The sequence below is a fragment of the Fibrella aestuarina BUZ 2 genome (assembly GCF_000331105.1).
Classification (GTDB): Bacteria; Bacteroidota; Bacteroidia; order Cytophagales; family Spirosomataceae; genus Fibrella; species Fibrella aestuarina.
In genome coordinates, this window is the sequence record NC_020054.1 from 6514383 (window position 1) to 6532530 (window position 18148).

General features: G+C 56.2%; 15 protein-coding genes. 9 read left to right on the forward strand and 6 right to left on the reverse strand.

Annotated features, from left to right (window positions below):
• Positions 1–119 precede the first annotated feature (119 nt).
• Positions 120–779, forward strand: a complete 660-nt coding sequence (gene mnmC2, locus FAES_RS26985; protein ID WP_015334382.1) for a tRNA (5-methylaminomethyl-2-thiouridine)(34)-methyltransferase MnmC2 — start codon at positions 120–122, stop codon at positions 777–779.
• A gap of 18 nt (positions 780–797) precedes the next feature.
• On the opposite strand, the gene FAES_RS26990 is transcribed toward mnmC2, so the two are convergent.
• The gene (locus FAES_RS26990; protein ID WP_229364549.1) at positions 798–2030 is read right to left on the reverse strand and encodes a DNA polymerase Y family protein; all 1233 of its coding nucleotides are present in this window, start codon (positions 2028–2030) and stop codon (positions 798–800) included.
• 177 nt (positions 2031–2207) lie between these two features.
• Here FAES_RS26990 and FAES_RS26995 point away from each other — a divergent pair, with 177 nt between their 5' ends.
• Complete coding sequence (locus FAES_RS26995) at positions 2208–2924, forward strand: LexA family transcriptional regulator (RefSeq protein ID WP_015334384.1); 717 nt, start codon at positions 2208–2210, stop codon at positions 2922–2924.
• A gap of 133 nt (positions 2925–3057) precedes the next feature.
• On the opposite strand, the gene FAES_RS27000 is transcribed toward FAES_RS26995, so the two are convergent.
• Positions 3058–3732, reverse strand: coding sequence for a hypothetical protein (locus tag FAES_RS27000; protein WP_015334385.1), 675 nt, complete (start codon positions 3730–3732; stop codon positions 3058–3060).
• 105 nt (positions 3733–3837) lie between these two features.
• On the opposite strand from FAES_RS27000, the gene FAES_RS27005 reads away from it, so the two are divergent.
• Both FAES_RS27005 and FAES_RS27010 read left to right on the forward strand, forming a co-directional pair.
• Positions 3838–4968, forward strand: coding sequence for a lactonase family protein (locus tag FAES_RS27005; protein WP_015334386.1), 1131 nt, complete (start codon positions 3838–3840; stop codon positions 4966–4968).
• A 14-nt stretch (positions 4969–4982) separates the two neighbouring features.
• Positions 4983–5579, forward strand: coding sequence for a 3-keto-disaccharide hydrolase (locus tag FAES_RS27010; protein WP_015334387.1), 597 nt, complete (start codon positions 4983–4985; stop codon positions 5577–5579).
• A 112-nt stretch (positions 5580–5691) separates the two neighbouring features.
• On the opposite strand, the gene FAES_RS27015 is transcribed toward FAES_RS27010, so the two are convergent.
• A complete protein-coding gene (locus tag FAES_RS27015; RefSeq protein ID WP_015334388.1) occupies positions 5692–6816 on the reverse strand; it encodes an SMP-30/gluconolactonase/LRE family protein in 1125 nt (374 codons plus the stop codon).
• Between the two features lie 62 nt (positions 6817–6878).
• The gene (locus FAES_RS27020) at positions 6879–7364 is read right to left on the reverse strand and encodes a VOC family protein (protein ID WP_015334389.1); all 486 of its coding nucleotides are present in this window, start codon (positions 7362–7364) and stop codon (positions 6879–6881) included.
• 91 nt (positions 7365–7455) lie between these two features.
• On the opposite strand from FAES_RS27020, the gene FAES_RS27025 reads away from it, so the two are divergent.
• A complete protein-coding gene (locus FAES_RS27025; RefSeq protein ID WP_015334390.1) occupies positions 7456–8385 on the forward strand; it encodes a DnaJ C-terminal domain-containing protein in 930 nt (309 codons plus the stop codon).
• Between the two features lie 11 nt (positions 8386–8396).
• Complete coding sequence (locus FAES_RS27030; RefSeq protein WP_041258434.1) at positions 8397–8687, forward strand: chaperone modulator CbpM; 291 nt, start codon at positions 8397–8399, stop codon at positions 8685–8687.
• Between the two features lie 8 nt (positions 8688–8695).
• Here FAES_RS27030 and FAES_RS27035 read toward each other — a convergent pair whose 3' ends face one another.
• Positions 8696–10828, reverse strand: coding sequence for a molybdopterin-dependent oxidoreductase (locus tag FAES_RS27035; RefSeq protein ID WP_015334392.1), 2133 nt, complete (start codon positions 10826–10828; stop codon positions 8696–8698).
• Between the two features lie 254 nt (positions 10829–11082).
• Here FAES_RS27035 and FAES_RS27040 point away from each other — a divergent pair, with 254 nt between their 5' ends.
• The 3 genes from FAES_RS27040 to FAES_RS27050 all read left to right on the forward strand — a co-directional run bounded on the left by FAES_RS27040 (position 11083) and on the right by FAES_RS27050 (position 16843).
• Entirely contained in the window at positions 11083–12381 is a 1299-nt protein-coding gene (locus FAES_RS27040) for a TolC family protein (RefSeq protein WP_015334393.1), read from the forward strand.
• Between the two features lie 45 nt (positions 12382–12426).
• Positions 12427–13530 (forward strand): efflux RND transporter periplasmic adaptor subunit, encoded by a 1104-nt coding sequence (locus FAES_RS27045; protein ID WP_015334394.1) that lies wholly within the window; start codon positions 12427–12429, stop codon positions 13528–13530.
• 103 nt (positions 13531–13633) lie between these two features.
• Positions 13634–16843 carry an efflux RND transporter permease subunit gene (locus FAES_RS27050; RefSeq protein WP_015334395.1) on the forward strand — a complete coding sequence of 1070 codons (3210 nt, stop codon included), beginning with the start codon at positions 13634–13636 and terminating at the stop codon, positions 16841–16843.
• 69 nt (positions 16844–16912) lie between these two features.
• On the opposite strand, the gene FAES_RS27055 is transcribed toward FAES_RS27050, so the two are convergent.
• A complete protein-coding gene (locus FAES_RS27055) occupies positions 16913–18061 on the reverse strand; it encodes a Fic family protein (protein WP_015334396.1) in 1149 nt (382 codons plus the stop codon).
• Positions 18062–18148 lie beyond the last annotated feature (87 nt).

Sequence of the window (18148 nt, forward strand, 5' to 3'; positions counted from 1 at the left end):
ACTTTAGTAATAAAACTGTTCAGCCATCAGTAAACAACTAAGGCTGTTTTGCTCTTATTGATTAACCCAGTGCGGTACGTAATCGCATACAAAAGTAGCCCGAAAGCATGGCATAACGCATGAATACGCAAGTCGTCGTTACGGCAGATGGGTCACACTCGATCCTGAACACCGACATTGGTCAGCATTATCATTCTATTTACGGAGCCATTCAGGAATCGGAGCGGGTATTTATTGAGCTCGGTCTGACCTATGCGTTTACCTTATTCGAGGGGCCGATCCGGGTTTTCGAGATGGGGTTTGGCACGGGGCTCAATGCCCTGATGACGACCCGGGAAGCGATGCGCCTGCACCACCCTATCGACTACGTAGCCGTAGAAGCTTACCCGATTGATCCCACAGCGGGCAAATCGCTCAATTATGATGGGCAGCTAACCACCTTCTGGCTCGACGATCTGCACGATGCTCCCTGGGGCATCCAGACGCCCATTACCCCCTACTTTACGCTGACCAAATACCGGACGCCCATTCAGGCGTTGCCCAACGTAGGGCCGTTTCACGTGATCTACTACGATGCGTTTGCCCCCGAAGGCCAGCCCGAACTCTGGACGACCGAGATTTTTGAGCAAATGGCCTCCATGCTTCGGCCCGGTGGTATCCTGACAACCTACTGCTCGAAATCGGCGGTGCAGCGAAACCTGCGCGACGCTGGTTTTCTGGTGGAAAAACACACGGGCCCGGCTCGCAAGCGCGAGGTCATCCGGGCCATTCGGTTGTAATGAAACCGTAGCGTTTCCTCACAGATCATCCCACTCGATGTCGTGTAGGTCTTTGATGGAGCCGAAGCCAATGAGGTCTTTTAGGCCCTCGCCTTCCCGTAGTTCGGTAGCCCGAATCAGGTGTTTGCCGCCCAGCCGCTCGTTGATGGCGTAGAGCGTTTGCCGCAGTTTGTCTTTGCGGCTGTGATCTTCAAATAACGTATACTGGACGTCGTTCGCGGCGACAAAATCGCTCACGCCCACGCCAATCTGCCGTACGTCGCCGTTCAGCAGCGGGCCACGGCGGTGCTGCTGCGCGTACCTGACCATTCGTTGGCAAATCGTCTGAAACAACTCAATGCCGTCCTGCATCGGTACGCTGAACGCCAGTTCGTCTTCATAGCGCTGATCGTTCCAGTAACGTACCCAGGCCTGCAGCCGTTGGCAAAACAGGTGCCGGTGCACCATGCGGCGTTCGAGCGTCAGGCATAGGGTCCGCAGGATCATCTCCAGCACCTCGACCGACTGCCGTTGCTCGGCCGACACCGACCGAATGGCCTGCATGTTTTTGTAAGCCTGCGTCGCCAGATCGACCTCACCCCCAAAGTTGAGCCGCAAGTGCCAGTGCCAGCCAATGATACTTTGGCAAACGACCTTGAGCCGGTCGGGTGAGGCGTAGCGCAGGTCGAGCGGCGTTTGAATTCCGCCTTTCCGGAGCCGGGTTGCCATGCGCTCGCCAATACCGGGCAGGTCGGTGAGGGTTAGCCGCGCCAGTACCGCATCGATGTTGTCGGGTGAAATAGTGGTCAGGCCATCGGGCTTTTGCTGATTGGAAGCCAGTTTTGCCAGAAATACGTTGGGCGCAATGCCGATGGAGCATTGGAGGTAGTCGCCCACGTCGGTGCGGATCGCCGCTTTGATGCGCCGGGCTACCTCGTCCATGCTTTTGTAGGTTAGTTGATGGCGGGTCAGGTCCACCACCGCCTCGTCGATGCTTTTGGGCAGCACATCCGCCGAGAATCGCTTCAGCACGTCGATGATTCGGATGTGGTACTGCCGGTAGCGGTCCGGGCTGGTTTCAATCGCAATCAGGTCGGGGCAGCGTTGCCGGGCGTCGTCGAGGCGCATGCCCGTTCGTACACCTCGTTTTTTGGCCTCGATCGACGGCGCAATGACGCAGCCGCGCGGGCCCGTATACACACAAACCGCCACCGGCTTATGGCGCAACCGGGGGTCGTCCTGCTGTTCACAACTGGCAAAAAAACTGTTCATATCCACAAACAGGACAGTTGGTTTTGTATGAGGGCGCAGGTGGTTTGCGTTCATGTATTATTCGCTACAAAGACATGAAATATGCTTTCCTTTTGATAGTAATTTGTCGTAAACTTGCATTGAACGGGTGCAATATATTTCAATCAAAATATACTATCCAATTTTTATAACATAAAAATGGAAGAGTGTGCAGTAAACATCGAGGCAGTGGAAACGATTCAGGATCGGCTGAAGCAGGTATTTGACGCATTGGGCATGACCATCTATCAGATATCGAAGGACTTAGGTGAAAACCCGTCGAAGTTCTATAATATCCTGAGTGGCCGGGCCAAACCGTCGTACGACACCATCATGAGCCTGTTGGCCTGCTACCCGCAGATCCGGGCCGATTACTTGCTGCGGGGTCTTCTGCCCGTGCTGGGCGAAAGCGAACAGGAAGGCAACAGCCGCTTCACGGTGGCCGACGAAAACCTGGTCGAAGTGCCGTTCGTGCCCATTAAATTCTACGCCAGCTTTGTGGAGACCTACACGGAGGGCTTCCGCAAAATGGACATGGATACCTACCGGGTCCGTAGCTCGTCGATTCGGTCGAGCCGGCCGGTGGTGGTGATCGAAATTTCAGGGAATAGTATGACGCCCCAGTTAAGCAACGGGGCGAAAGTCCTGGCGGAGCAGGTCGACCAAAGCAACTGGGAATACCAGTCGGGCGGCATTTTTGCGGTCATGTACCGCGACTTTTTCGTGGTCAAACGAATCCGCGACAACGAACTGATGACGAAGAAATACCTGACACTCCACTCCGACAATCCGCTGGGCGGTAGTGTCACGGTGAGCCACAAAGACCTGCGCGGTATGTGGAAAATCGTCAGCATCGTCGATTCGCCGGTGGAATAGCGAAGTCTGGGAAATCGGATAAAGCAGAAGTCCGTAGGATTGACAGTCGTTCAGTGGTGCTCAGACATCACACACTAAAACGACTCTCAACCCTACGGACTTCTGCTTTATCCGAGTTGCCAGACTTCGCTGTTTACAACAGCCCCTTCGCAAAGTTCAGCACACCGCCAAGTTGCTGCTTAACGGCCGGTTCGGCCGCAGCCCCACCCACACCCGACAACTTGCCGACGCCCGCGAGCGCATTGCTGATGAGCGAGTTGCCCGTGGTGGCTGCAGAACCACCGCCAATGGCAGGCAGGGCTCCTTTCATCAGATTGAGGCCACCCGTCAGCGCGCCTACCGAACCAAGCAGGCCACCACCGCCACCCAGCAAACTACTGATCTGGTTGGCACCAAGCGCCATTTTCACCAGCGACACGGCTTTGCTCAGCACGTTTCCCCCAACCAGCCCGCTGCTCACGCCCGGAATCAGTTTCTTCAAATTACCGGCCTGACTCATTAGCTTGTCTTTAAAATCGCCTTTGCTGGTAGCAGCCTGTGCTTCGGCGGCGGCTACGCCAGCGTTGAGCGCGCTCACCGTAGCCGCTTTGTCGCCCTTGTTTCTGGCCGCCAAAGCGGCATCCAGTTTGGCAGCAGCGGTATCGGCCGGTGATTGCGCCATTGCCGCCGTATCGGCCGTCATCGGGGTGGGCGAAGCCATCGTAGTGGGTGCTTTGGGCAACCCTGCTGGTAGTTGGGCCAATGCAAGCGTGCTCCCCAACAGCGTAGCCAGCGCGGGCAGCAAGCCCCTGAATGCAGTATGTAGCATGATAAATTTGGTTGTCAAGTTGATCTGCGCCTCTAATCATCCGGTATCTTCGGCGACCTTAGCAGGGCTAAGACGATGAATTAACCTGTTTGTAACGATAATTCAATGCGACACCCTTTTCTTTACCTTGCCCTCTTCGTAAGTGGCATGATCACCGCCCCACTCCAGGCCCAACCGACGCCCGAGCGGCTCTATGTGGGTACGTATTCAACACGGGGCAGCGAGGGGATTTACACGTTTGCCTTCGACCGCACCGCGGGTACGCTGACGCAAATCGGCTCGACCAAAAACGACAAAAGCCCGTCGTTCTTGGCTCTCCACCCATCCAAGCGGTATCTCTACTCCGTCAACGAATCGAGCGACGGCCCCAACGGCGTCAACGCCTACGCGATCGACGCTAAAACCGGCGCACTCACGCTGCTGAACCAGGGATCGTCGGAAGGCAGCGGCCCCTGCCATGTCAGCCTCGACAAGACCGGACGGCTTGCCTTTATCTCGGCCTATGGTGGCGGTACGTTCGCAGCCTTGCCCGTTGGGGCGGATGGCAGAGTAGGAGCGCCTTCGTTCAAGATGAAATACGAAGGGGGTAACCCGGCCAATCCCCGCCAAAACGGGGTCCATATTCACTCGGCGACGGTTTCGCCCGACAACCGCTTTGTGTACGTAGCCGATCTGGGCTCCGACCGGATCTACACCTACGCCATCGACGCCACTAAGCAGCGCGTTTCGCCCGCTGCTACACCCTACACGACGGTGAAAGGCGGCTCGGGCCCGCGCCACATGGTCATTCATCCCAATGGCCGGTTTACCTATCTGGTTGAAGAACTCACCTCGTCGACGGCCGCTTTCAGCCGCGATGCCAAAACGGGCGCCCTGACGCTTCTGCAAGACAACGTACCTACGCTCCCGGCCGATTTCAGCGCCCAGAACACCTCGGCCGATATTCACATGGACCCGTCGGGCAAGTTTGTGTACCAGTCGAACCGCGGCCTGAACGCGCTCTCGATGCTGACCGTGGGCGCCGATGGTAAACTGACAATGGCAGGCACGACACCAACCGATGGCAAAGCCCCACGGAACTTCTGGGTCGACCCGCGCGGGCAGTTTGTGATCGTCGCCAATCAGGAAACGGACAACCTTGTGGTGTTCCGCCGCGACACCAAAACGGGTAAGCTCACCCCCACCGGCCACAGCGTGAAAGTACCCGCGCCGGTCTGCGTTATTTCTGGCAATTAACCCCCTCCCTATCTATGCAACGGTTTCTGTTTGCTCTCTTCCTGCCCCTTCTGTTTGTGATGGCGGCCCCCACCAAAAAAATAACGCTCTTCAACGGCAAAGACCTGACGGGCTGGAAAATCTACGGCACCGAGAAATGGTATGTCGATAATGGCGAGTTGATCTGTGAAAGCGGCCCCGACAAGCAATATGGCTACCTGGCCACCGAGGCGTTCTACAAAAACTTCGACCTGTCGGTGCAGTTCAAGCAGGAAGCCAACGGCAATAGTGGCGTGTTTTTCCGCTCGACCATCGACGGCACAAGAATCAGTGGCTGGCAGGTTGAAGTCGCGCCCAAAGACCACGATACGGGCGGTATTTACGAATCATACGGACGGGGTTGGCTCGAACAGATACCCGCCGAAAAAGAGACGATTCTGAAGCCGGGCGAGTGGAACACGCTTCGTATCCGCGTGGAAGGCGACCACGTGCAAACGTACCTGAACGGCAAGCCGATGGTCGATATGCGCGACGCAAAAATCGGCGCCGCAAATGGCTCCATCGCTCTACAGATTCACGACGGCGGCGGCATCAAAGTCCGCTGGCGCAAGCTGATCCTGAAGGAGTTGTGAGAATGTATAATGAATAGTGCACAATGTATAACGGGCTGACGCGAGAAATTGATCTGGCGCCAGCCCATTGTACATTGTACATTGTACATTATTCATTACACATTCCGTATGCCTACTTCAACTCGATATACGACATCGTGTGCACGTCGTCGGCTTTGCTGTTGACGAACTTCTTCTCGGGCTTGTCGTAATCGCTGATATAGAGCCGCTTACCTTTCAACAGCACTTCAGCAGGTTGGTCGAGCCGACCATATTGCCCGTCGGTATCGCCGTTCTGCGCCAGCGTACTCACGGTGCCATCGGCCAGATTCACCGTCATGATGGCATTCATGCGGGAGTTGCAGAGGTACATTGTATTGGTCGCCCGATCCACAATCAGGCCATCTACGCAGGCAATTGGCTGACTGACACTAAGCACCTGTTTTGAGGCAAAACTGCCATCTGGTTTGAGCGCCACTTTGTAGAGCGTACCGTCGCCAAACGAGCCGGTGTACAAATTTCCCTGACTGTCGTAGTCCAGCCCATCAGCGCCATTATCGAGGCCCGTTTCGTTTACGGTGGTCGTAAACGTAGTCAGCACATGCGGGTCCATCGTTTTAGGTTTCAGCACGATAGGCGCGTTAGTTGTCGCCTTGTTCAACTCGGCCATCGTGAACCGGAAAATGGCGCTTCCTTTGTCATCTTTGTCGGTATCCCACTGGCTGTCGGTCACGTAGAGGTTGTTGCCTTTCCAGAGCACGGCATTCGACAAACCAAAGCCCGTCACCAACTGATCGACGCCCAACACCTTACCGCCTTTCATGCGAATGCGCATCAACCGCGATTTGTTATTTTTATCGTTTTCATATTGGTTATCAGCGTAGTACAGGTTACCATCTGGTCCAAAGGCCAGATCCATCGGGCAGGCGTGCTTTGTCTCGGGGTGGGCGGGCAGATCGCTGACGAACTGCACCGAATCACCGACGATTTTCAGCAAAACGCCGGGGTAATCGTTGTTGGCCAGATTAGGCATCGACAGGTAGACCGTGCCATCAGGGCCCAGCGCCAGGCCGTCGGGTGTGTTGTATTTTTCGGGCAGTGTAGCCAGCAGCACCGGATTACCAATGGTGGGCACAGAATCGGCGGCCATTGCCGTAGCAGTAGAGTCGGCAATTTCGGTTGAAGTCTCCTTTTTCTGCTGCTGACAGCGCGCCAGAAAGCCGATGATAATCAGCGTAAGAAGTACGTAACGGGTCATATAACGTTAAGTGTTAAACAGGAAGTAAACAGCCTGCCCAACACTTTGTTACACTTCGTTACCTAACGGGTAGCCAGCAACTCGTTGAGGTTGAGGGGCCGCGTGTACATCTCGATGCTGCCGTCGGGCCGCAGGGGCCATTCGTCGCGGGGGCGATCCCAATACAGCTCAACGCCGTTCTGGTCGGGGTCATTCAGGTAAATCGCCTCCGATACGCCGTGGTCCGAGGCGCCAGTGAGCGGGTAGCCCGCGTCGAGCAGGCGTTGCAGCGCTACGGCCAGATCGCGGCGAGTCGGGTACAGAATGGCCGTGTGAAACAGCCCGGCGGCACGCACCGGCGCAGGCGGGGCATCTTTGCTGTACCAGGTGTTGAGACCGATGTGGTGGTGGTAACCACCTGCCGAGATAAACGCTGCCTGATCGCCGTACATGGTGATTAGTTCAAAGCCGAGCAGGTCGCAGTAGAAAGCCATTGCCCGTTTCAGGTCGGCTACTTTCAAATGAACATGCCCAATGCGGGTCTGGGCGGGTAGTGAGTAAGGTGCCATACGATGCCGTAACCTTCGCCGGGCAATTTGCGTTCTTGGGGTAGCTGACCGGCGGCGATTGACCACGCAGCAAACTAATCCGTTCCTCACTATGGACTTCATTGATTATTATAAGATTCTGGGCATACCGAAAACAGCCTCTGAGGATGAGATCAAGAAGGCCTACCGGAAATTGGCCCGGAAAATGCATCCCGACCTCAACCCCAACGACCCGGAGGCCAATAAGAAGTTTCAGCAACTGAACGAAGCCAACGAGGTACTCAGCGACCCCGACAAGCGCAAGAAGTACGATCAGTACGGCAAAGACTGGCAACATGCCGAACAGTTTGAGCAGGCGCGGGAATCCGCGCGGCAGCAGCAACGTACCCAGAACCCGTATGGCGGTGCTCAGTATGGCGGAGGCGACGGCGGCTATTCGTTCTCGGGCGATTTTGACGGCAGTAACTTCTCCGACTTTTTCGCCTCGATGTTTGGCTCTGAAGCGGGCAGCGGTTTCGGTCGGCGCGAAGCGCGCTTTCGGGGTCAGGACTACGAAGCTGAACTCCGCCTCAGCCTGCGCGATGCCTACACGACCCACAAACAATCGCTGACCGTCAACGGCAAAACCATCGGCATCACCGTCTACGCGGGGGTCGAAAACGGTCAGAAGATCAAACTGACGGGCTATGGCGCACCCGGCGTCAACGGCGGGCCCAACGGTGACCTGTACCTCACCTTCCTGATCGACGATGATCCGCGCTACAAACGGCAGGGCAACGACCTGTACGTGACCGAGGAAATCGACCTGCTGACGGCGCTGCTGGGCGGCGAAAAAGTGGTCGATACGCTGTCGGGGCAGGTGAAAGTACCCGTCAAAGCCGAAACCCAGCCCGGCACCAAAATCCGGCTGCGGGGCAAAGGATTCCCGGTCTACCGGCAGGAAAACACCTTCGGCGACTTGTATGTGCAATGGCAGGTGAAACTCCCTACCAACCTGACCGACGACCAGAAAGACCAACTCCGCGCAGCCCTTACCCGTTAACCGATCGTCTCATGTTTGCAAACGACCTGATTCCGGCCACCGATTTCTGCGTGTACCACCACGTCGAAATCACCTTTATTCATACCCTGGCTCAACACGGGCTGATTAACGTCGTGACGGTTGAGCAGACCGATTACGTGCAGCCCGACCAGCTCACCCGCCTTGAAAAGCTCGTCAGGCTGCATCAAGAGTTGGCCATCCACCCCGACGACCTCGACATTGTCGATAACCTGCTCGATCAGGTCGAGACCCTTCAGCGGCAGGTAACTACCCTTCAAAACCAGTTGCGGTTTTATCAGTAGGGCTTAGGCTACATTCCATTCACCCAAACCGGTACACCCGATAGGGCGGCGTTGCCCGTCAGCGAATCGGCAAAGGCTTCGTCGGTCAGGTCGTTGACGCTGGCCCCGGCATGTTGCTGCGCCACGTCGAGCCGGGTGCCAGTGCGGTGGTGGCCGTAGCCGTGCGGCATGCACACTACGCCGGGCATAATATCGGGCGTGATGTCGGCGGGTATATCGACTTCGCCCACGCGGGAACGTACCCGAACCGATTGGCCCGTTACGATGCCCAACCGGGCCGCGTCGGTAGGGTGCAACAGCAACGTACAGCGGTTTCGCCCTTTCATCAGCACGCGGGCGTTGTGCATCCACGAGTTGTTGTCACGCAGATGCCGGCGGCTGATCAGGAGCAACGAATCGGGGGCAGGTGTGCCCTCTTGCAGAGCCGCATGGGCGCGGGGCAAGTCGGCCAGAAACAGGGCGGGAGCCACGTCGATGCGGCCATTCGGCGTGAACAGGCGGCCGGGTAACTGCGACTGCAACGGCCCCAGATCGACGCCATGTGGGTACTCGCGCAGGTACGTTAGACTCAGTCCCTGCCTGGCGTAAGGCCCATAGCGCAACCCCTGATCGATGATCTTTTCCGGGTTTTGTAGTGTCCACTCCGCGCGCGACGTACCCAGTAAGCGCAACCGTAGGTGCTCGAAAATTTCCCAGTCATACAGCGTGCCATCGGGTTTGGGCACCATCGGCTCTGAGTAGCGGGCGGTATTGCGGATCGCCAGCATGTGGAAGGTCAGGTCGTAATTGGCCGTTTCGAGGCCCGTCAGCGGCGGTAAGATGTAGTGAGCATGGCGCGTGGTTTCGTTCAGGTAGATATCAATCGACACCATGAAGTCGAGTTGCGTCAGCGCTGTCTCCAGCCGCCGTCCGTTGGGCGTCGACAGCACCGGATTCCCGCAACTCGTAACCAGCGCCCGCAGTTGTCCGTCGCCCGGCGTTTCGATTTCCTCGGCTAAGCAAGCCACTGGCAGTTCGCCCATAAACTCCGGCTTCTGGCTCACCCGACTTTGAAAGCGGTTGTACTTGTTGTAAACGGGCCGGGGCGAACCGGGGCGGGTGGCTAGCACGTCGATGGCGGGTGAGGTAAACAGCATCCCGCCCGGCTCGTCGAGGTGGCCCGTCAGCAGGTTAAGTACGTTGATGAGCCACAGACAAAGCCCACCAAATTCCTGCGTTGAAACGCCCACCCGCCCGTAGAGAGCCGCACGGGGCGTCTGCGCCAGTTCATGCGCCAACGCCCGAATCACGTCGGGCGAAATACCCGTTATGGCCATTACCGATTCAGGCGTAAATGGGGCTACGGCCTCCTGCAACGTACCCAGCCCGTCGGTCAGCGCGGTCAGGCGACCGGGGTTAACCAGTTGTTCGGCAAACAGCGTTTGCGTCATGGCCAAGAGCAAAAACACGTCGGTGCCGGGTCGGATAAAGTGATGCTCGTCGGCCCGGTGGGCTGTTTCGGTACGGCGGGGATCGATAACGACGACGCGGCCGCCCCGCTGCTGAATAGCCCGCAGGCGTGTGCTCACGTCCGGGGCCGTCATGATGCTACCGTTCGACGCGATGGGGTTTCCACCGATGATGAGCCAGAAATCGGTGTGGTCGAGGTCGGGAACGGGCATTAGCAGCGGGTGGCCAAACAACTGCCAGGCCGCAAAATGATGCGGAAACTGATCGACCGACGAAGCCGAAAACACGGCGCGGGCGCCCAGGGCTTTCACCATGCCCGGCATGGCCAGAAACGACCCCGAATTGTGCACCGTTGGGTTACCGGCATAGACACCGATGGCGCTCGGCCCGTGCTGGGTACGTACCTGATGCAGCCGGTCGGCGACTTCGTCCAGGGCCTGCTCCCACCCGATTTCCTGCCAGTCGGTGCCTACGCGTTTCAGCGGTTTTCGCAGCCGGTTTGGGTCTTCATACACATCCCGCAACGCCACCGCTTTCGGGCAAATATGACCCCGGCTGAAGGGATCATCGGGGTCCCCCGCGATACTGACGACCTGCCCGTTTCGGTGCGTCACGATCAGGCCACAGATGGCCTCGCAAAGGTTACAGGCCCGGTAGTAGGTTCGCAGGGATTGATCAGTTGATGAAGACATAAATTAGGGCTGGTGGCGCTAGTAGTTTGTTAAGAATAAGGAAAAGTAAAGAAAGTTTATAGCTAAACATAGATAGCCTGTAAACAGCTATTTTTCAGTAGCACTAATTCTAAAACAAAAAGGGCGATTCGGCAGATACGTAAGTAGCACCTGATAGTAAACGCTGTTGACTATATGCACAGCTACAGGCAGGCGCGCCTATTTACGTTATGAAAAAATACGGGTTACTTCTTCTCATTTGGGGAATCAGCCTGATGGTTACCGATGTCGTTCTTGCGCAAAAATCGCCCGATTCGTTAGCCACAAGGGCTTATTTGACCGATTGCATTCAGTACGCGCTCGCCAATCAACCTATCGTTCGTCAGTCGCTCATTGATCAGGAAATTGCCGACCGCAACATTCGCGTGGCCCAATCAGGTTGGCTACCACAGGTCAATGCTGGCTACAATTTATTTCACTACCTCAAACTGCCCGTCACGCTCATCCCCGACGCGACCACCGGCGAGCGACGGCCCGTTACCCTGGGGGCGCGCAACACATCCACGGCTTCCTTTTCGCTGTCGCAAAACCTGCTCAGCCGCGATCTGCTACTGGCCAACCAGACTGCCGACGCCTACCGAACCCAGGCCCGACAGGTGACCGCCAGCAACAAAATCGACGTGGTCATCAATGTCAGCAAAGCCTTTTATGACCTGATCCTGACGCAGCGGCAGGTGGAAGTGCTTTCTGAAGACATCGGGCGGCAACAGCGCAGTTATCAGGACGCCACCAACCAGTATCAGAGTGGACTTGTCGATAAAACCGACCCGCAACGGGCCAAGATTGCCCTCAACAACACCATTGCCCAACGCAAGCAATATGCCGATCTGGTGGGGGCCAAATACCAGGCGCTGAAACAGTTGATGGGTTACCCGCCAAACGGCGCGCTCAATCTGGTGTATGACTCGCTCCAACTGGCGCAGGAATCACGGCTCGACACGACGCTGCTGGTGGATCCGCGCAATCGAATCGAGTACCAACTGCTGGAAACACAAGGGCGCCTCGCCGACGCCAACGTGCGCTACAATCGCTGGTCGTATCTGCCTACGGTGGCGGCCGTCGCCAACTACAACTTCCTGTACCAGAACAACGTCTTTCCGCAGCTTTACGGCCAGGCATTCCCCAACTCGCTGATTGGGCTGGTGGTGTCGCTGCCTATCTATCAGGGCGGGCGGCGCATTCAACAGACACGCATTGCCGAGCTACAGGTGAAACGATTGGAATGGGATAAGAACGCGCTCACCAGTTCGGTCGATGCGGAATACGCGCAGGCCCTCGCCAACTACAAAGGCAACCTTGCCAATTACCAGGCCTTGCAGGAGAATTTATTGCTGGCGCAGGACACCTACCGCGTCATCAACCTGCAATACCGATCGGGCATTCGGGCCTACCTCGACGTCACCGTGGCCGAGGCCGATCTTCGGGCCGCTCGCCTCAATGTTTTCTCAGCCCTCAACCAACTCATCCTCAGCAAACTGGATGTAGAGCGTGCGTTGGGCCAAATTCGATTCTAACGGAGGAGTTATTCCCCACTATTCGTCAGTTCAGTAACCATTACTATGAGAACGTACCTGCTGTTGCCTGCCCTGCTGTTCATTGCCGCAGCGTGTGGAGGCAAAAAAGACGAGCAACAACAAGCCCCACCACCGCCCACGCCCGTCACGGCTGTGAAAGCGACCAGGGGCAATGCCACCTATTACGACGAATTCCCGGCTACGGTAACGGCGCTGGTCGATGTCGAGATTCAACCCCAGGTTGCGGGTAACATCACCGGCATTTTTTTCCAGGATGGGCAGCGTGTGAAGAAAGGGCAGAAGCTGTACACCATCGACCCGCAGCAATACCGGGCAAGCTACGATCAGGCGGTGGCCAACCTGAATGTGCAGAAAGCTAACCTCAACCGCGCCCAGAAAGACGCCGACCGCTACAATACGCTGGCCAAACAGGATGCCATTGCCCGGCAGGCGGTCGACAACGCCAATGCCACTCTGGAAGCAGCCCAAATGCAGGTACAGGCGGCGCAGGCCAACATCCGGGCGGTGTCGACCAACCTCAAATACACCACCATCTACGCCCCCCTCGACGGTACCATCGGCATCTCGCAGGTACGTCTGGGCGCAGCAGTCGCGCCGGGGTCGACGCCGCTCAACACTATTTCGGCCGACAACCCGATTTCGGTCGATATTCAGATCGATGAATCAGACATTCAGCGGTTTGTGAAGCTGCAAAGCCAGCCCAGCAATCCGCGCGATTCCACGTTCGTCTTTCTGCTGACCGACGGCACCCGCTACCGCTACCCCGGTGCCGTCCGGATCGTCGACCGGGCCGTTGACCCACAGACAGGTACGTTGCGCGTACGGGTGGCCTTCCCTAATCCCGAGCGGCAACTGAAAGTGGGCCTGAACGGTAATCTGCGCGTGAAAGCCAGCACGGGCGCGCCCCAACTGATGATTCCGTATCAGGCCGTTACCGAGCAGATGAGTGAATACTTTGTCTTCGTCGTCGGTGACAGCAGCAAGGTGACCCAGAAAAAAGTGACGCTGGGCCCCCGCATCAACGAAAAGGTGATCGTGAAGAACGGCCTCAACGAAGGTGAACTCATCGTGACGGAGGGCACGCAGAAAATCCGCGAAGGCGCACGCGTTAAGGCTGCCGTTAAGTGAATGGATAATGCATGATGTATAGTGCATAATTAATTCATTATCAATGCATTGCACATTACTACACCTTGTTCATTATACATTGTGCAGTATACATTAAAATACCATGTTTGCAGAAATATTCATTAATCGCCCGGTCACGGCCATTGTTGCGTCGATCATTATTGTTGCTCTTGGCGTGCTGGCGCTGCTTAGCCTGCCCGTTGGCCAATACCCCGACATCACGCCGCCCGTGGTGCAGGTAACCAGTAACTACACCGGTGCCGATGCCCAGACGGTGGAGCAAACCGTGGCCACGCCCATCGAGACACAGGTAAACGGAACGCCGGGCATGAGCTACGTGCAGACCAACGCCACCAACGATGGCCGCATGACCATGAACGTGACCTTCGACGTGGGCACCGACGTGAACATTGCCGCCCTCGACGTGCAAAACCGGGTTGGCATTGCTACCCCCCAATTGCCCGAAGAAGTAACACGCCTGGGCGTGACGGTGCGGAAACGGAACCCGTCGCTGTTCATGCTGGTCGCTATTTTTTCGCCTAAAGGCACGCACAACGTGTCGTTCCTCGACAACTACACCAACGTCTACATCCGCGACGCCCTGCTGCGGGTGAAGGGCGTAGGCGACATCTTCAGCCGGGCCGATGATTTCAGCATGCGTATCTGGCTCAAGCCCGACCGGCTGGCTCAGCTCGGGATGACCGCCGACGACGTAACGGCTGCCCTTCAGGAGCAAAACCTGCAAGTAGCCGGTGGGTCGGTTGGGGGACCGCCGCAGCCATCGTCGCAAGCATTTGAGTATACTGTCTTCACCAACAGCCGGATCAGCAAGGAAACCGAGTTCGAAAACATCGTCGTGCGGTCCGATCCGGCGCGGGGATCGCTGGTGTACCTGAAAGACGTGGCGCGGGTGCAGTTGGGCAAGTTTTCGTACGCCAGCAACTCATTCGTCGATGGCAAACGGGCGGCCTATCTGCTGGTGTATCAGTTACCCGGCAGCAACGCCCTATCAACGGCGCAGGGTGTGTACGCGGCGATGGATCAGTTGAAGAAAACCTTCCCGAAAGACATCGATTACGTGGTGCCGTTTGAGTCGGTATCGGTGATTCAGGTGTCGATTTCGGAGGTGGTGCAAACGCTGCTCGAAGCCCTTGTACTGGTGATTCTGGTGGTATTCCTGTTCCTGCAAAGCTGGCGGGCCACACTCATTACGCTCCTGGCTATCCCTGTGTCGATCATCGGTACGTTCGCGCTGTTTGTGCCGTTGGGCTTCACCATCAACACGCTGACGCTCTTTGCCTTCGTGCTTGCCATCGGGATCGTGGTCGATGACGCCATTGTGGTGGTGGAAGCCGTGCAGGCCAATATCGACGAAAAAGGCCTCTCGCCCAGAGACGCCACGCGCGAAGCCATGCGCGAAATTTCGGCTCCGGTTATTGCTATCGCCCTCATTCTGGCGGCGGTGTTCGTGCCGGTTGGGTTCATTCCTGGCATCGTGGGGCGGTTGTATCAGCAGTTTGCCATCACCATCGCCGTGTCGGTGCTGATCTCGGCCTTCGTGGCCCTGTCGCTGACGCCCGCCCTTTGCACGCTGCTTCTGCGCGAACAGCATATCGACGAAAACGCGAAAGGGCTGAACAAGTTCTTCTACAAATTCAACCAGTGGTTCGGCCGGGTAACCAACTCCTATTCCAACGGCGTGCAACGGCTGATCAAAGCTACGCCGCTTGTGCTGGTTGGGCTGGCGGTTGTCTACGTCGGTACGGTGCTGATGTTCCGGGCCAAACCAACAGGCTTTATTCCGACGGAAGACGAAGGGCGGCTTATCGTCACCTATGAAATCCCCGAAGCGGCCTCGACCGCCCGAAGTCTGGCCGTACTGAACCGGGTGATGGATACGCTGCGGCGGCAATCATACGTCAATCACTTTGCCGCCTTGGGTGGCTTGAACGCTATCACGTTCGCCTCGAAATCAAACAGCGGCACGGTGTTTATGTCGCTGAAACCGTGGGAAGAACGCAAGGAGCGCGGCTTACAGGCCGATTCGCTGGTGGTGAAACTGCAACGGGCCTTGAGCTCGATCAACGATGCCCGCGTGCAGGTAGTGCAGCCCCCGGCCATTCCCGGTCTGGGGCAAAGCTCAGGGTTTACCTTCGAGATTCAGCAGCGCGAAACCAACGACGACGTGCGGGCCTTCGACGGGGTGGTGCAGAACTTCCTGGCCGAAGCCAACAAGCGTCCCGAGATTGGCCGGGCCTTCACCTACTTCACCGCCAAATCGCCGGCCTACCGCGTCGATGTGGATCGCGACAAGTGTAAGAAGCTGGGCTTGTCGGTGAGCAACGTGTACCGCACTATCCAGACGTACCTGGGTAGCCAATACATCAACGACTTCATCATCTACGGGCGTAAGTTCCGGGTGGTGGCGCAAGCCGACACCATGTACCGCTCCGACCTGAAGGCGCTCAATCAGTTCTACGTGCGGAACAGCAACAACCAGCTTATCCCGATCAGCAACGTCATCACCACCAGCGTGATCGAAAACGCGCCGCTCATTTCGCACTTCAACCTGTTCCGGTCAGTCGAACTGAACGGCGCCGCCAAGCCGGGCTTCAGTAGTAGTCAGGCCAACGACGCCCTGCGTGAAGTGGCGGATAAAGTGCTGCCAGCCGGCTACTCCTACGATTTTTCGGGTCTGAGCCGGGAGGAGATCAACGCGGGTAGTAGTTCGGTCTATATCTTCCTGCTCAGCGTTGGGTTTGTCTTCCTATTTCTGGCGGCGCTCTACGAAAGCTGGTCGGTACCCTTCTCGGTACTACTGTCGGTGCCACTCGGTGCCTTGGGAGCCATCATCGCGCTACTGCTTTTCCCCTATCTGAGCAACAACGTCTATGCGCAGATTGGTCTGATTACGCTGATCGGTCTCGCCGCGAAGAACGCCATTCTGATCGTTGAATTCGCCAAAGAACGCGTCGACAAAGGCGAAGATTTGCTCGAATCGACCATCGAAGCCGTTCGGCTGCGGTTACGGCCCATCCTGATGACCTCGCTGGCCTTTATCCTGGGCGTTATTCCGCTCGCACTTGCCACCGGAGCAGGTGGCGTAGCCCGCGCCACCATCGGTCGCACGGTATTGGGCGGGATGCTCGCCGCGACGTCGCTCGCCATCTTCGTTGTGCCCGTCCTCTACGTCGGCATTACCCGACTGGCCTACGGCAAAAAAGGACTGGAAGCTCTGAAGAAGAATGCCCAAAAAGACAAACCCGACGACGCCAGCCAGGCCCCGGAAGCGGGTCAGCCGCAGCAGGCTTAGTATATGCTTCTTGTCACAATTTGTCGCTATGGGTAGCGTCCAAATTGCGTCTTTCCAAGTAATTGTGCCTTAGTCACGGATTGGTAAAAAACCTTTGCTGCCCAGCATTTTCATCACACTACGGAGTAAATAGTTATTGTCAAAACGAATAGTGTATTTACGCTTGGCAACTTCATCCGATTGGATGAGTTTCTTCTCGCGTAAATACCTCAGTTGTCTGGATAACTCAGCAGCTTGTTTGCCTGGAAAAAACTCCGCAACATCAGCAGCCTGAATCTGCTGATTAGGTGAATTGACAATTTTGATCAAAACTCTGTAGTCGATTTGCGTTATGTATTTCAGTTCCAACGCATCTTTCAGCGCTGGCACCAAAATTTCAGCCTTGAGATAACTATAGTCCAACAGCCGATCTATTTTCTCAATTTCGTCCCGCAGGCCACGAAGTACATAGTCGCACCAGCGTAGCAGTCCTTCGGCTTCGCCTGTATCGGCTTCTGATAAGAAATGGTAGTATGCGTTGCGGTCGTTACAGAAAACGGCAGTTGGATTGAGTATTCGGCCGACCCCTACGTTAAAACCACTACGCACTAACATGGCGTAGGTAAAAAGTCGCCCTGTTCGTCCATTTCCATTCCCGAACGGGTGAATCCACATAAACCGGTGATGAGCCAGTGCGATTTTCAGCAAATCATATTTGGGTGAATCTTTTTGATTAATGAATGTCATTAACTCATCAACATAATCGGTAATCAGCAACGGATCGGGTGGCGTATGATTAGCTTTTTCGATACGAACCATGTGGTTTCTGAATTGCCCTGGTGTTTGGTCACCTTCTCCCTGTGGTGGCGCTTTCAGGTCTTTCACCACAAGTTGATGAAGCTCCCGGATAAAATGCCGGTCGAACGGACGCTCATGGATGAATGAATCAATAAAGGTCATAGCCTCTTCCAGGTTCCGTATTTCTATGACACTGGGCATGTGGCTAAGCGACGTGTCGTTCAGCGTTTCTTCGACGTACTCAGCTACGGTTGTATTGTTGCCTTCTATCCGAGCCGAACCGATACTTTCAAGTATGTGAAAAAGGTGCTTTAACTGAAAGAATACCGACGGATAAGTCGTGCCGCCCAACGTTTTCCGTCGCAGATGGTCAAGGTCGATAATTAAGTCTGTCAGTGGGTCGTCAAAGGAGGGCTTAACCAGCGCTAATGGATAGTGCATCCGGGCAGATAAGTCTAGTTCTCATAAAGCTATTAATTCTTCTACAAGTATTGACAGCACCTCTATATATATTTAACATCACATCGA

What these genes read in the sequence shown, in the direction of transcription:
- FAES_RS27000 (WP_015334385.1), bottom strand. Translation starts at nt 3,732, where the DNA reads ATGCTACATACTGCATTCAGGGGCTTGCTGCCCGCGCTGGCTACGCTG.
- FAES_RS27010 (WP_015334387.1), top strand. Translation starts at nt 4,983, where the DNA reads ATGCAACGGTTTCTGTTTGCTCTCTTCCTGCCCCTTCTGTTTGTGATG.
- FAES_RS27005 (WP_015334386.1), top strand. Translation starts at nt 3,838, where the DNA reads ATGCGACACCCTTTTCTTTACCTTGCCCTCTTCGTAAGTGGCATGATC.
- mnmC2 (WP_015334382.1), top strand. Translation starts at nt 120, where the DNA reads ATGAATACGCAAGTCGTCGTTACGGCAGATGGGTCACACTCGATCCTG.
- FAES_RS26990 (WP_229364549.1), bottom strand. Translation starts at nt 2,030, where the DNA reads ATGAACAGTTTTTTTGCCAGTTGTGAACAGCAGGACGACCCCCGGTTG.
- FAES_RS27055 (WP_015334396.1), bottom strand. Translation starts at nt 18,061, where the DNA reads ATGCACTATCCATTAGCGCTGGTTAAGCCCTCCTTTGACGACCCACTG.
- FAES_RS27030 (WP_041258434.1), top strand. Translation starts at nt 8,397, where the DNA reads ATGTTTGCAAACGACCTGATTCCGGCCACCGATTTCTGCGTGTACCAC.
- FAES_RS27015 (WP_015334388.1), bottom strand. Translation starts at nt 6,816, where the DNA reads ATGACCCGTTACGTACTTCTTACGCTGATTATCATCGGCTTTCTGGCG.
- FAES_RS27050 (WP_015334395.1), top strand. Translation starts at nt 13,634, where the DNA reads ATGTTTGCAGAAATATTCATTAATCGCCCGGTCACGGCCATTGTTGCG.
- FAES_RS27045 (WP_015334394.1), top strand. Translation starts at nt 12,427, where the DNA reads ATGAGAACGTACCTGCTGTTGCCTGCCCTGCTGTTCATTGCCGCAGCG.
- FAES_RS27025 (WP_015334390.1), top strand. Translation starts at nt 7,456, where the DNA reads ATGGACTTCATTGATTATTATAAGATTCTGGGCATACCGAAAACAGCC.
- FAES_RS26995 (WP_015334384.1), top strand. Translation starts at nt 2,208, where the DNA reads ATGGAAGAGTGTGCAGTAAACATCGAGGCAGTGGAAACGATTCAGGAT.
- FAES_RS27040 (WP_015334393.1), top strand. Translation starts at nt 11,083, where the DNA reads ATGGTTACCGATGTCGTTCTTGCGCAAAAATCGCCCGATTCGTTAGCC.
- FAES_RS27020 (WP_015334389.1), bottom strand. Translation starts at nt 7,364, where the DNA reads ATGGCACCTTACTCACTACCCGCCCAGACCCGCATTGGGCATGTTCAT.
- FAES_RS27035 (WP_015334392.1), bottom strand. Translation starts at nt 10,828, where the DNA reads ATGTCTTCATCAACTGATCAATCCCTGCGAACCTACTACCGGGCCTGT.